This window comes from Microbacterium sp. GbtcB4 (assembly GCF_019091465.1).
GTDB lineage: Bacteria > Actinomycetota > Actinomycetes > Actinomycetales > Microbacteriaceae > Microbacterium > Microbacterium paraoxydans.
On the sequence record NZ_JAGXJJ010000001.1, the window covers coordinates 505,599 to 518,355 of the forward strand.

Below are 12,757 nucleotides of genomic sequence, written 5' to 3' on the forward strand. Positions count from 1 at the left end.
CGTGCTCAGCCGCACGGGGCGTCCCCAGCCCAGCGGAGCCGGATGACGGAGGTCTGACATCGAGGCGACGGGGAGGTGAACGGGGCGCAGGCGGGCACAGCTTCGGAGATCGCCCGTGACACGCCGGGGGTACCGGCTCGGAGCCGGCGCGTCGGCCGGAAGCTCCGAAGTCGTGCCCGGGCCGGGAGGGGTGGAAAGCGGGCCGGTACGCTGGAACCCATGCTCAACATGGCCGACGGCCTCGCGCGTCTCGGCGCGCTCGCCGAGAATCCCGTCGTCCGTACGCTCGCGGAGGCCTTCGACGAAGCCGGTTTCGAGCTCGCCGTCGTCGGCGGTCCGGTGCGCGATGCGCTGCTCGGCCGCGAGACGCACGACCTCGACTTCACGACGAGCGCCTCGCCGGACGAGATCCTCGCGATCGTGAAGCCGGTCGCCTCCGCGCACTGGGACATCGGCCGGGCCTTCGGGACCATCGGCGCCCGGGTGCGGGGCGAGCAGGTCGAGATCACGACCTATCGCGCCGACAGCTACGACGGCGTGACGCGCAAGCCCACGGTGGAGTTCGGCGACTCGATCGACGGCGACCTCGTCCGCCGCGACTTCACGGTCAACGCGATGGCCCTCCAGGTGCCCGCGGTGAAGCTCGTCGACCCGACCGGCGGGGTCGAGGACCTCGTGGCGGGCGTGCTGCGGACACCGACGGACCCCCGGGTGTCGTTCGGCGACGACCCGCTCCGGATGCTGCGTGCCGCCCGGTTCAGCGCGCAGCTCGGCTTCACGGTCGAGGAGGACACGGAGCGGGCGATCACCGAGCTCCGCGAGACCCTGAAGATCGTGAGCCCGGAGCGCGTGCAGTCCGAGCTCGTGCGCCTCATGCAGACCGACGACCCCGTCCGCGGCATCCGGGTGCTGGTCGAGACCGGACTCATCGAGGAGTTCCTCCCCGAGGTCAGCGCCCTCAAGCTCGAGGTCGACGAGCACCACCACCACAAGGACGTCTACGAGCACTCCCTCACGGTGCTCAGTCAGGCCATCGCGCTCGAGCACGCCAGGAACCCCGGGGCCGCGCCGGACGTGCCGCTGCGGATCGCGGCTCTGCTCCACGACATCGGCAAGCCCCGCACGCGCAAGCTCGAGCCTGGTGGCGCGGTCACGTTCCACCACCACGACGTCGTCGGCGCCCGGATGGCCCGCAAGCGGCTGCAGGCCCTGCGCTTCGACTCGGCGACCACGGATGCCGTCGCGACCCTGATCGAGCTGCATCTGCGGTTCTTCGGCTATGCGGAGGGGGCGTGGACGGATGCCGCCGTGCGCCGCTACGTCCGCGATGCCGGGGACCTGCTGGAGCGCCTGCACATCCTCACCCGCGCCGACGTCACCACGCGGAACAAGCGCAAGGCCGCCCGGCTCGCCGCCGCCTACGACGACATCGAGTCCCGGATCGCGGCGCTCCGCGAGCAGGAGGAGCTCGACGCGATCCGTCCGGAGCTCGACGGCAACCGCATCCAGGAGGTCCTCGGCATCTCTCCGGGCCGGGAGGTCGGCGAGGCGTACCGCTTCCTCCTCGATCTGCGCCTCGATGAGGGCGTGCTGGGTGAGGGCGTCGCGGAGCAGCGTCTCCGGGAGTGGTGGGCTTCGCGCGGCTGACTCCTGCCGACCCACCCCCTTCCGCGCACCCCGGCCCCTTACGCACGCACGCAGAGGGCCGGGAGGACCGCAGAGGGGTGGGTCGACCTCAGTTGATGATGGCGGCGGCGTCCGGGGGGAGAGTCAGGGACGTGAGGGTGCGCGACGGGGAGGCGAGCGGGAGGGTTGTGAGGAGGATCTCGGCCGTCGAGGGTACCGCGAACGAGGCGGGGGTGGGGGAGAGGTTCACGAGCACCGACACTCCACCGCGATCGATGCGGTAGACGCGGTGCTCGGGGCGGCCGTCCGTCTCCCGGACCTCGACCGTCGTGTGGGCGGAGTCCGGGTCGGTGAGCTCCGGTCGGGCTCGCCGCAGTCGTGCGAGGTCGCGGTACAGCGCCAGGAGCCGGGCGTGCACCGGGGCCTCGGCCTCCGCCCAGTCGAGGTGCGAGCGGCGGAACGTGTCGGGATCCTGGGGGTCGGGGACCGCATCCGGATCCCAGCCCATGCGGGCGAACTCCGCCGTGCGGCCCTCGGCGACCGCGCGGCCGAGCTCCGGCTCCGGGTGGGCGGTGAAGAACTGCCAGGGTGTCGTCGCGCCCCACTCCTCGCCCATGAAGAGCATCGGGGTGCCCGGGGCCGTCAGGGTGAGGACGGCGGCCACCGCGAGCCGATCGGGGGACAGGGTGGCGGAGAGCCGGTCCCCGGCCGCGCGGTTCCCGATCTGGTCGTGGTCCTGCGCGAAGGTCACCAGCCGCCAGCTCGGCACCTCGGCGGGGATCGGGGACCCGTGCGGACGATCGCGGAAGGACGAGAAGGTGCCGTCGTGGAAGAACCCGCCCTCCGTCACCTTGGCCACCGCCTCGGCCGCGGCGAAGTCGGCGTAGTACCCGGCGGTCTCCCCGGTGAGCGCGACGTGCACGGCGTGGTGCCAGTCGTCCGACCACTGCCCCGTGAGTCCGTAGCCCCCGGCTTCCCGCGGCAGGATGAGCGTCGGGTCATTGAGGTCGGACTCGGCGATGAGGGTCAGCGGCCGGTTCTGTTGCGCGGAGAGGGCGTCCACCCGTTCGGAAAGCTCTCGCAGCAGGTGCACGGGCCGCCGGTCGTGCAGGGCGTGCACGGCGTCGAGCCGGAGTCCGTCGACGTGGAAGTCGCGCAGCCACATCAGGGCGTTGTCGAGGATGTACTCCCGCACCGCGGGCTCGTCGAGGTTCACCGAGTCGCCCCAGGTGTTGGTCTCGCCCTCGCGCAGGTACGGACCGAAGAGGGGGAGGTAGTTGCCGCTCGGGCCGAGGTGGTTGTAGACGACGTCCTGCACGACGGCGAGCCCGTGCGCGTGGGCGGCATCGACGAAGCGCTGGTAGGCCGCGGGGCCGCCGTACTCTTCCTGCACCGCGTACCAGAGCACGCCGTCGTATCCCCAGTTCCAGGAGCCGTTGAAGGCGTTGACGGGCAGCAGCTCGACATGGGTGACGCCGAGCTCGACGAGATGCGCCAGGCGGCCGATCGCCGCGTCGAGCGTGCCCTCCGGCGTGAAGGTGCCGAGGTGCAGCTCGTAGATCAGCCCGCCTGCGAGCTGGCGTCCGGTCCAGGAGGCATCGGTCCAGGCGAAGGCCGCGGGGTCGAACGCCGCCGAGGCGCCGTGCACGCCGTCCGGCTGCCGCCGCGAGCGAGGGTCCGGGCGCAGGTCGTCGCCGTCGTCGAGCAGGAAGCCGTAGCGCTCACCGTCCGCGAGGGCGAAGTCGGCGGTCCAGTGCCCCTCCGTCGCGGCCGTGAGTTCGCGCTCCTCCACGGTCGTGCCCGCGTCGTCGAGGCGTCGCACCCGCACACGACTCGCCCGCGGCGCCCACACCGAGATCATCGGGCCAGCTCGATCAGGGCGACCGGATACGTGTCGAGCAGTTCCGCCAGCCGCACCGGTCCCGGCGGGATCCGCCGACCGGTGAGGAGGTCGGTCCCCGGCAGCTCCGGGCGCATCAGGACCGTGTCACCCCAGCCGCCGCGGCGCGCCAGCGTCACCGGCAGTCGCGTGGCCACGGCGGTCGCGCCCCCGCGGTGCACGGCGACGGCGTGGTCCGCGGCCGCACCCTCGACCACGGCCGGCCGGTAGAAGCGGAAGAGCTCCGGGTTGTCCCGCCGCAGTCGCAGGGCCCGCGAGGTCACCAGCAGCTTGGCGGCACCGGAGTCGTCGATCGGGGGGACCACACCGCGAGCGTGGTCCGCGTCGAGCTCCCGCAGCATCCGAGCGCGCAGAGCGAAGTCGACGGGTCGACGGTTGTCGGGGTCGACGAGCGAGAGGTCCCAGAGCTCGGTGCCCTGGTAGACGTCCGGCACGCCGGGACCGGTGAGCTGCAGCAGCTTGGCGGAGAGGGAGTTCGAACGGCCGGCATCGACGATCTCCGCCACGAACCGGTCGAGGATCGGCGCGGCGTCACCTTCCACGGATCGTGCGATCGCGGCCAGACCCTCCTCGAAGGCCGCGTCCGGATGCTGCCAGGTGGTCCGCTCGGCCGCCTCGCGCGCGGCCTTCGTGGCGTAGGCGAGGAGCCGGTCGGAGGGCAGCGGCCACGCGCCGACGGCAGCCTGCCAGATGAGCGCGTCGAGGGGGCCGTGTCCGGTGGTCGCGACGGCGCGCAGCTCCGCCAGCACCTCGCCCCACCGCTCCGGGATCTCCGAGAGCACGGACAGGCGCGCCCGCACGTCCTCCGAGCGCTTCGTGTCGTGCGTGGAGAGCGTCGTCATCGAGTACGGCCAGGCCGCCAGTCGTGCCCGCTGTGCGTCGTGGAACTCCTCGACCGACAGGGCGGGGATCGACGGGTCGGCGCCGACCTCGGTCAGCGTTCCGAGCCGGGTGAACCGGTAGAACGCGGTGTCCTCCACGCCCTTCGCCATCACGGCGCCGCTCACCTGGGGGAACCGCTGCGCGACCTCGAGGGTGGGGTCGACCAGGAGCGGTTCGAGCGCGGCGAAGGCGGCGGAGAGGTCGGGGCGTCGGCGACGGGCCTCCGCGAAGGCGGCGCGCAGGTGCTCGCGGCCCTCCGGGAGATAGGAGCGGTACACGGGGAAGCAGGCGAGGAGTTCCGCCAGTGCGTCGTCCGCGTGCACGATCCCGTGGGGAAGCGTGCGGACCAGCCGGCGCACCTCGGCGGCCAGGAGCGTGTCGGCGATCATCCGCTTCGTGTCGTGGATGAGGTCGTGCCAGGGGAGCGCGTCCGGGAGGCCGGTCTCCGCGCGGAGCCGGGCGTCCAGGCGGTCCAGTGCGGCCACCCCCTCCGCGTCGACGAACAGACGATCGAGCTCGGCCAGCGCGTCGTATCCGGTCGTGCCGTCGGTCCGCCACCAGGCGGGCAGGGCCTCGCCGGGCTCCAGGATCTTCTCCACGAGCGTGTACGCGCGCCCTGTCGCGTCGGCGAGCTGCTCCAGATACGCGCCGGGGTCGACGAGGCCGTCCGGATGATCCACCCGCAGCCCGTCCGCGAGTCCGGTCCGGAGCCAGCGGAGGATCTCCCGATGCGACTCCGCGAAGACGTCGGGGCGCTCCACCCGGATGCCGGCGAGTTCGGAGACCGCGAAGAATCGGCGGTACGTGAGATCGGTGTTCTGGTCCTCCCAGAATCGCAGCTCGTAGTTCTGGGCCGCCAGGAGTGCCGGGAGGTCGTCGGCCAGCGCCGCCGTGCCGGGGGCGAGCGGGAGTTCATGCTCGAAGTAGCGCAGCACCCCGTCCGGCGCATCGGCGGCCGGGGTGGTGTCGACGTCGAGCTCGCCGTTCGCGACGACCTCCTCCGGGCTCGCGCCCAGCAGCGGGAGCAGGAGGCGTCCGTCGCCCGCCGCCCAGTCGATGTCGAAGGCGGCGGCATGACGGGTCTTCCGGCCGAGTCGCAGCACCTCCCACCACCATCGATTCTGCCGCGGCACCGCGACGCCCACATGGTTGGGGACGATGTCGGCGAGGATGCCGAGGCCGGCCGTGCGCGCCGCCGAGGCGAACCGGATGAGACCGTCCTCGCCCCCTCGGTCCGGATCGATGCGCGCGTGGTCGACCACGTCGTAGCCGTGGTTCGAACCCGGCGTCGCCGCCAGCAGCGGCGACAGATACACCCAGGACGCGCCGAGCTCGGCGAGGTAGCCGACCACATCGGCCGCCGCTTCGAGGGGGAAGCTGCCGCTGATCTGGAGGCGATAGGTCGACAGCGGCCTGTCGGTCATGAGGCGGCCTGCTCGCTCTGCGCACGGAGCGAGGCGTCGACGGAGTCGTCGGTGTCGACGGGCTCGCCGTCGATCTCCTGCAGCACGAGCATGGCCTTGCCCTCGAGCGGCACGGTGTCGCGGGCGCGGAGGTTCCGGTCGCCCAGCTCGCCGGCGGTGTCCACGGCGACGAGCCATTCCGCACCGTGGCGATCGTCCGGCAGGGCGAGGTCGACGGGCTCGTCGCCGCTGTTGAAGTAGACGAGGAAGTTCACGTCCTCCACGGGTCGCCCTCGCCGGTCGTTCTCGCGGATCCCGCGGCCGTTGAGGAACATGCCGACAGAGCGCCCGAAGCCCGAGTCCCAGTCCTCCGGGGTCATGCGGGCGCCGTCCGGTCGCAGCCACACGACGTCGGGGATGCGCTCGCCGTCCTCGTCCGCGACCGGGCGTCCGTCGAAGAAGCGGCTGCGGCGGAAGGTCGGATGGTCGTGCCGGAGCCGTGCGACCGCCGCCGTGAACTCCACGAGCGGCAGGTCGGCCGCCTCCCAGTCGATCCAGGTGAGCTCGTTGTCCTGCGCATAGCCGTTGTTGTTGCCGTGCTGCGTGCGGCCGAGCTCGTCGCCGTGGGAGATCATCGGCACGCCCTGCGAGAGCAGCAGCGTCGCGAGGAAGTTCCGCTGCTGACGCGCGCGGCGGCGATTGATGTCGATGTCGTCGGTCGGTCCCTCCGCGCCCATGTTGTCGGAGCGGTTGTGGGATTCGCCGTCGTTGTTGTCCTCGCCGTTGTCCTCGTTGTGCTTCTCGTTGTAGGAGACGAGGTCGCGCAGCGTGAAGCCGTCGTGCGCGGTCACGAAGTTGATGGAGGCGACCGGGCGCCGGCCGGAGTGCTCGTACAGGTCGGCGGAGCCGGTGAGGCGGGAGGCGAACTCGCCGAGTGCCTGCGGCTCACCGCGCCAGAAGTCGCGCACGGTGTCGCGGTACTTGCCGTTCCACTCCGTCCATTGCGGCGGGAAGTTGCCCACCTGATAGCCGCCGGGTCCGATGTCCCACGGCTCGGCGATGAGCTTCACCTGGGAGACGATCGGATCCTGCTGCACGAGTTCGAAGAAGGCTGCCAGGCGGTCGACGTCGTAGAACTCGCGGGCGAGGGTCGCCGCGAGGTCGAAGCGGAAGCCGTCGACGTGCATCTCGGTCACCCAGTACCGCAGCGAGTCCATGAGCAGCTGCAGGGCGTGCGGGTTGCCCGCGTTCAGGCTGTTGCCCGTGCCGGTGTAGTCCGTGTAGTACCGCTTGTCCTCTTCGAGCCGGTAGTACGCCTCGTTGTCGATCCCGCGCATCGAGAGCGTCGGACCGAGGTGGTTGCCCTCCGCCGTGTGGTTGTAGACCACGTCGAGGATGACCTCGATCCCGGCCTCGTGGAGCCCGCGCACCATGGCGCGGAACTCCTGCACCTGCTGGCCGTCCTGACCACCGGCGGCATACGCGTTATGCGGGGCGAAGAAGCCGAGGGTGTTGTAGCCCCAGTAATTCGACAGGCCCTTGTCCTGCAGCACCGAGTCGTTAACGAACTGGTGCACGGGCATCAGCTCCAAGGCGGTGACGCCGAGGCGCTGGAGGTGCTCGACGACCGCCGGATGCGCGATGCCGGCGTAGGTCCCGCGGAGCTCCTCCGGCACCTCGGGATGCCGCTGGGTGAGCCCCTTCACGTGCGCCTCGTAGATCACCGTGTCGGCGTACGGCGTCTTCAGGGGCCGGTCGCCGCCCCACTCGAAGAACGGGCTGACGACGACGCCCTTCGCCATCGCGGCCGCGGAGTCGTCGTCGTTCCGGGAATCAGGGTCGCCGAAGTCGTAGCCGAACAGGGACTGACCCCAGTCGATCTCGCCGGCGACGGCCTTCGCGTACGGGTCGAGGAGCAGCTTGTTCGGGTTGAACCGCTGTCCCTGGGCAGGGTCGTAGGGGCCGTGCACCCGGTAGCCGTAGCGCTGTCCCGGCTGCACCGTGGGCAGGTAGCCGTGCCAGACGAACGCGTCGACCTCCGTGAGCGGCACCCGTGTCTCCGTGCCGTCCGCATCGAAGAGGCAGAGCTCCACGCGCTCCGCGCCCTCGCTGAAGAGGGCGAAGTTGGTGCCCTGACCATCGAAGGTGGCCCCCAGCGGGTACGCGGACCCGGGCCAGACCTCCCGGCTCATCCGGCGAGGGCGTGGTCGCGCGAACCCGCGGCCATGGCACTGACGATGCTGACGGCATGGTCGTAGTCGTACACCTGAGCGATCTCCACAGCCCGAGGATACGGGTGTCCGAGGTAGCAGACATAGAGCGGCGGCACGACCTCGATGTATCCGACGGGAGCGTCGTGCGCGACGACGTACCGGTCGAAGTCGATCCGCTCGCAGGCCGGCTCGGTCGCGGCGGGGTGGGCCGCGTCGGCGCGCTGCGAGGAGCCAGTGCTGGTGGGGGTGTGGACGTTCATGGCGCCTCCTGACTCGTGATGGGACCACGATAGGAACCGGGAACGGATTCGAGAACGGTATTGCCATCCGGGCCTCGACCGGCTACGCACCCGCTGACGGCAGGATCACTCCCCGCGCCGTCGCACGTACTCCGTCACCACGACGCCCGATTCATAGGGGGTCGTCTCCACGGCATCGAACCGTTCCGGACGATAGGGGCGGTCGCCGAAGAGCGGGATGCCGGATCCGAAGAGCAGCGGCTGCCGTTTCAGGATGAGCCGGTCGATCTCGTCGGCCAGCGTCGCCGCGAGAGAGCCGCCGCCGCACAGCCAGATCGCGCCGCCTTCCTCGCGCTTGAGGCGCCGCACGACGTCCACCGGGTCCTCCGCCGTCACCTCGAGATTCTCGGCCGCGGCGGTGCGGGTGCGGCTGAAGACGATCTGCCGCAGGTGCCGGTACGGGCTCGCGAGCCCGCCCACCTCGTAGGTGTTCCTGCCCATCAACACGGTGTCGAACACGTCGTTGCGCTGCGGGATACCGAGGGCTCCGGCGGCCACGGTCGGCAGGGTGTCGGCGAAGCGGGCATTGATGCCGTCCATGTGGTCGCCCTCGACGAGGAAGGCGTCGAACTCCCCGTCCGGCCCGGCGATGAACCCGTCCAGGGTCACCGCTGCGTAGTACACGAGCTCTCGCATCGTTCTCCAATCACTACATCTGTTGCGGTTGAGAGTACAACAGCCGTAGTGATTGCGCTAGGGTGGCGGCATGGCGAGGAATGAGCCGCGACGACGGCAGATCGCGGATGCGGGGCTGGCGGTGCTCGCCCGCGAGGGATCCCGGGGGCTCACACACCGCGCGGTCGACGCCGAGGCGGACGTCCCCGCGGGGACGACGTCGAACTACTTCCGCAGCAGGGAGGCGCTGATCGAGGGTCTCGTCGACCGCATCGGGGAACGCCTGGCTCCGACGCCCGAGGACCTGGAGCGGAGGGCCGAGATCACGCCGAGCCGGGAGCTCTTCGCCGACTACATCCGGGACATCGTGCGCCGCCTCACGGCTGATCGCGACGTGACCCTCGCCCTGTTCGCCTTGCGGCTCGAGAGCGCTCGTCGTCCCGAACTCGCCGCCGTGCTCGGGGCCTGGCAGCGTGCCGGCTTCGATGCGGACGTCGCCTTCAACGTCGCGGCGGGTCTCCCCGGGGGCCGGCGGGAGATCGCCCTGTTCCACTACGCGATCGATGGTCTGCTGCTCGACCGGCTCACCACCCCGATCGACCCGGAGACCTCGACCGACGACGTGATCGACGATCTCGTGGCCGGGCTGCTGCCCTGACCGCCGCCGCTGCGGTTCCGCCCGGTCGATCCTGCTCGTACACTGAGGGCACGCTCCCGGCTCCAGGAACGGAGAACGCGTGTCTGCGACGTGGCACGATCCGCGGGAGGCGTCGCCGACGGCGTCTCGCCTCCTCGTCGAGCGTGCGCACGAGGAGCTCATCGCCGGGAATCTCGACGATCACCGTCTCCGCGAGGTGCGTCCGCTCGTGCGTGAGTCGTGGGAGAGGTCCTGGCGTCGCCGCGTCGGCCCGGAGGGGCTGCCGCCGCTCGATCTGCATGAGGACGAGCTCGACGCCTATCGCCTGGACCATCCACTCGCCTCCGCGATGGAGATGATCCGCGCGCTGCTGCTTCCCGGCGACTCCGAGGACTCGGGGGTCGTGATCGCCGTCGGGGACCAGGCCGGTCGCCTGCTGTGGATCGAGGGCGACGCGCAGCTGCGGTCCCTCACCGAGGGCATGGGGTTCGTCGCCGGCGCGAACTGGGCGGAGGACGCCGTGGGCACGAGCGCCCCCGGCACCGCTCTCGCCCTGGAACGGTCGGTGCAGATCCGCGGGGCCGAGCACTACAACCGACTGGTGCACCCGTGGTCGTGCACCGCGGCGCCCGTGCGCGACCCGGAGACGCAGCGGGTCCTGGGCGTGATCGACATCACCGGGGGACCGGAGGTGGTGACCCCGCAGGCCCGGCTGCTCGTCGACGCGACGGCGCGAGCGGTCGAGTCCGAGCTCCTCGTGGCCCGGCTGCAGAGACGGGCGGAGCCTCCGGCTCGACGACTGCCCGGCAGGACGCCGCCGGAACCCCTCGCCCGCGCGCGACTGCACGTGCTCGGACGCGACCGCGCCCGGCTGGAGACCGTGTCGGCGCACGAGGAGGCGGTCACCGAGCTCAGCGCCCGGCACGCCGCCATCCTCCTGATGCTGGCCGTGCACCGCCAGGGACTCTCCGCCGACCGACTCGCCGAGCTCGTCTACGGCCCTGGGGTCTCGCCGGACACCTTGCGGCCGGAGATGGTGCGTCTGCGGAAGGTCCTGGAGCGGGCGGCCCCCGATCTCGTGCCGGAGTCCCGCCCCTATCGTCTTCCGGTGCCGCTGGAGACCGACGCCCACGACGTGCTCTCCCTCCTGGATCGCGGGGCGCACCGGGTCGCTCTGACGGCGTATCGGGGGCCGGTGCTGCCGGAGTCGGCCTCACCCGGCGTGGAGGAGTTCCGTGACTCGGTCCGGGCGGCGCTGCGGGAGGTGATGCTGTCGGGGGCGAGTCTCGACGTGCTGCTCGCCTACGCGGACACCCCCGAGGGCAGCGAGGACGCGGAGGTGCTGCGGCTCGCGTTGGAGATGCTGCCGGCGCGCTCGCCGCGTCGTGCCGGCCTCGTGACGCGGATCGAGCGCCTCACCTGATTCGAATCGCCCGATTGGCCCCATTTCGGCCGCGGATGCAGCACAGTGCGCGATTCGAACGGGGTGCAACCGGCTGCAACGTTGCGCACCGGGAGTGCAACGGGGAGCGGCCTAGCGTCGAGGGAACACCGCGGCATCGACGCCGCGGCGCCCCCGTCGAAGGAGACCCCCATGACCATCGTCGAAGAAGACGTGTCCCTCGCCTACGCGGCCCCCGGGCAGCCCGGAGCGGTCGCGAACTATCGGCCCCGCTACGGCCACTACATCGGCGGCGAGTTCGTCGAGCCCGCGAAGGGCCAGTACTTCGAGAACATCAGTCCCGTCAACGGCAAGCCCTTCACCGAGGTCGGCCGCGGCACCGTGGAGGACATCGACCGCGCCGTCGACGTCGCCTGGAAGGCCTTCACCGCCTGGGGCAAGACCAGCCCCGCGGAGCGCTCCGTGATCCTGAACCGCATCGCCGACCGGATGGAGCAGCACCTGGAGGAGATCGCGGTCGCCGAGACCTGGGAGAACGGCAAGCCCGTGCGGGAGACCCTCGCCGCCGACATCCCGCTCGCGATCGACCACTTCCGCTACTTCGCCGGGGTGCTCCGCGCGCAGGAGGGCGGCATCAGCCAGCTCGACGAGAACACCGTCGCGTACCACTTCCACGAACCGCTCGGCGTCGTCGGGCAGATCATCCCCTGGAACTTCCCGATCCTCATGGCCGTGTGGAAGCTGGCGCCGGCGCTCGCCGCGGGCAACTGCATCGTCATCAAGCCCGCGGAGCAGACGCCCGCGTCGATCCTGTTCCTGTTCGACATCATCGGCGACCTGCTGCCGGCCGGAGTCGTCAACATCGTGAACGGCTTCGGGATCGAGGCCGGCGCCCCGCTGGCCCAGCACAAGCGCATCCGCAAGGTCGCCTTCACCGGGGAGACCACGACCGGCCGCCTCATCATGCAGTACGCCTCGCAGAACCTCATCCCCGTCACCCTGGAACTCGGCGGCAAGAGCCCGAACGTGTTCTTCGAGGACGTGGCCCGCTCCACGAACGACCCGTTCTACGACAAGGCGCTCGAGGGCTTCACGATGTTCGCGCTCAACCAGGGCGAGGTCTGCACCTGCCCGTCACGCGCCCTCATCCAGCGCTCGATCTACGACGGATTCCTCGCCGACGGCCTCGAGCGGGTGAAGAAGGTCGTGCAGGGCAATCCGCTCGACCCCGCGACGATGATCGGCGCGCAGGCCTCGAACGATCAGCTGGAGAAGATCCTCAGCTACATCGACATCGGGAAGCAGGGCGGGGCCCGGCTGCTCACGGGAGGCGAGCGCGCCGACCTCGGCGGCGACCTCAGCGACGGCTTCTACGTGCAGCCGACCGTGTTCGAGGGGACGAACGACATGCGGATCTTCCAGGAGGAGATCTTCGGTCCGGTGCTGTCCGTGACGTCGTTCGACGACTTCGATGACGCGATCTCGATCGCGAACGACACTCTGTACGGCCTGGGTGCCGGGGTGTGGAGTCGCAGCGGCGACACCGCGTACCGCGCAGGCCGGGCGATCGAGGCGGGTCGCGTGTGGACGAACACCTACCACCAGTACCCGGCCCATGCCGCGTTCGGCGGGTACAAGCAGTCGGGGGTGGGGCGCGAGAACCACAAGATGATGCTCGACCACTACCAGCAGACGAAGAACCTCCTCGTCTCGTACGCGGAAGGCCCGATGGGCTTCTTCTGATCGTCGACGCTGGGGTGCGGGACGGCGGGCCGCAGCT

Annotated in this window: 9 protein-coding genes; 4 read left to right on the forward strand and 5 right to left on the reverse strand. The window is 70.9% G+C overall.

Annotation, left to right across the window (positions count from 1 at the left end):
- The first annotated feature begins 219 nt into the window (after positions 1 to 219).
- Positions 220 to 1,647, forward strand: a complete 1,428-nt coding sequence (locus KVS71_RS02315) for a CCA tRNA nucleotidyltransferase (RefSeq protein ID WP_217583488.1) — start codon at positions 220 to 222, stop codon at positions 1,645 to 1,647.
- Between the two features lie 88 nt (positions 1,648 to 1,735).
- Here the strand turns inward: KVS71_RS02315 and treZ are convergent, their stop codons facing one another.
- From treZ to KVS71_RS02340, 5 genes are all read right to left on the reverse strand, one after another.
- Positions 1,736 to 3,487 (reverse strand): malto-oligosyltrehalose trehalohydrolase, encoded by a 1,752-nt coding sequence (gene treZ / locus KVS71_RS02320; protein WP_217583490.1) that lies wholly within the window; start codon positions 3,485 to 3,487, stop codon positions 1,736 to 1,738.
- Entirely contained in the window at positions 3,484 to 5,832 is a 2,349-nt protein-coding gene (treY, locus tag KVS71_RS02325; protein WP_144881660.1) for a malto-oligosyltrehalose synthase, read from the reverse strand. The genes treZ and treY overlap by 4 nt, the downstream gene beginning before the upstream one ends.
- Positions 5,829 to 8,003, reverse strand: coding sequence for a glycogen debranching protein GlgX (gene glgX, locus KVS71_RS02330; RefSeq protein ID WP_217583492.1), 2,175 nt, complete (start codon positions 8,001 to 8,003; stop codon positions 5,829 to 5,831). The genes treY and glgX overlap by 4 nt, the downstream gene beginning before the upstream one ends.
- Positions 8,000 to 8,284, reverse strand: coding sequence for a hypothetical protein (locus KVS71_RS02335; RefSeq protein WP_060922071.1), 285 nt, complete (start codon positions 8,282 to 8,284; stop codon positions 8,000 to 8,002). The genes glgX and KVS71_RS02335 overlap by 4 nt, the downstream gene beginning before the upstream one ends.
- Before the next feature lie 105 nt (positions 8,285 to 8,389).
- Positions 8,390 to 8,959 carry a dihydrofolate reductase family protein gene (locus tag KVS71_RS02340; RefSeq protein WP_217583494.1) on the reverse strand — a complete coding sequence of 190 codons (570 nt, stop codon included), beginning with the start codon at positions 8,957 to 8,959 and terminating at the stop codon, positions 8,390 to 8,392.
- A 70-nt stretch (positions 8,960 to 9,029) separates the two neighbouring features.
- Here KVS71_RS02340 and KVS71_RS02345 point away from each other — a divergent pair, with 70 nt between their 5' ends.
- The 3 genes from KVS71_RS02345 (at position 9,030) to KVS71_RS02355 (ending at position 12,720) form a co-directional block, all read left to right on the forward strand.
- The gene (locus tag KVS71_RS02345) at positions 9,030 to 9,596 is read left to right on the forward strand and encodes a TetR/AcrR family transcriptional regulator (RefSeq protein WP_060922069.1); all 567 of its coding nucleotides are present in this window, start codon (positions 9,030 to 9,032) and stop codon (positions 9,594 to 9,596) included.
- A gap of 79 nt (positions 9,597 to 9,675) precedes the next feature.
- A complete protein-coding gene (locus KVS71_RS02350; protein WP_060922068.1) occupies positions 9,676 to 10,998 on the forward strand; it encodes a GAF domain-containing protein in 1,323 nt (440 codons plus the stop codon).
- Between the two features lie 171 nt (positions 10,999 to 11,169).
- Entirely contained in the window at positions 11,170 to 12,720 is a 1,551-nt protein-coding gene (locus KVS71_RS02355) for an aldehyde dehydrogenase family protein (RefSeq protein WP_217583496.1), read from the forward strand.
- Positions 12,721 to 12,757: the final 37 nt, after the last annotated feature.

Bases quoted from the DNA above. Each gene is read 5' to 3' on its own strand.
- KVS71_RS02315 (WP_217583488.1), top strand. From the start codon at position 220: ATGCTCAACATGGCCGACGGCCTCGCGCGTCTCGGCGCGCTCGCCGAG.
- treZ (WP_217583490.1), bottom strand. From the start codon at position 3,487: ATGATCTCGGTGTGGGCGCCGCGGGCGAGTCGTGTGCGGGTGCGACGC.
- treY (WP_144881660.1), bottom strand. From the start codon at position 5,832: ATGACCGACAGGCCGCTGTCGACCTATCGCCTCCAGATCAGCGGCAGC.
- glgX (WP_217583492.1), bottom strand. From the start codon at position 8,003: ATGAGCCGGGAGGTCTGGCCCGGGTCCGCGTACCCGCTGGGGGCCACC.
- KVS71_RS02335 (WP_060922071.1), bottom strand. From the start codon at position 8,284: ATGAACGTCCACACCCCCACCAGCACTGGCTCCTCGCAGCGCGCCGAC.
- KVS71_RS02340 (WP_217583494.1), bottom strand. From the start codon at position 8,959: ATGCGAGAGCTCGTGTACTACGCAGCGGTGACCCTGGACGGGTTCATC.
- KVS71_RS02345 (WP_060922069.1), top strand. From the start codon at position 9,030: ATGGCGAGGAATGAGCCGCGACGACGGCAGATCGCGGATGCGGGGCTG.
- KVS71_RS02355 (WP_217583496.1), top strand. From the start codon at position 11,170: ATGACCATCGTCGAAGAAGACGTGTCCCTCGCCTACGCGGCCCCCGGG.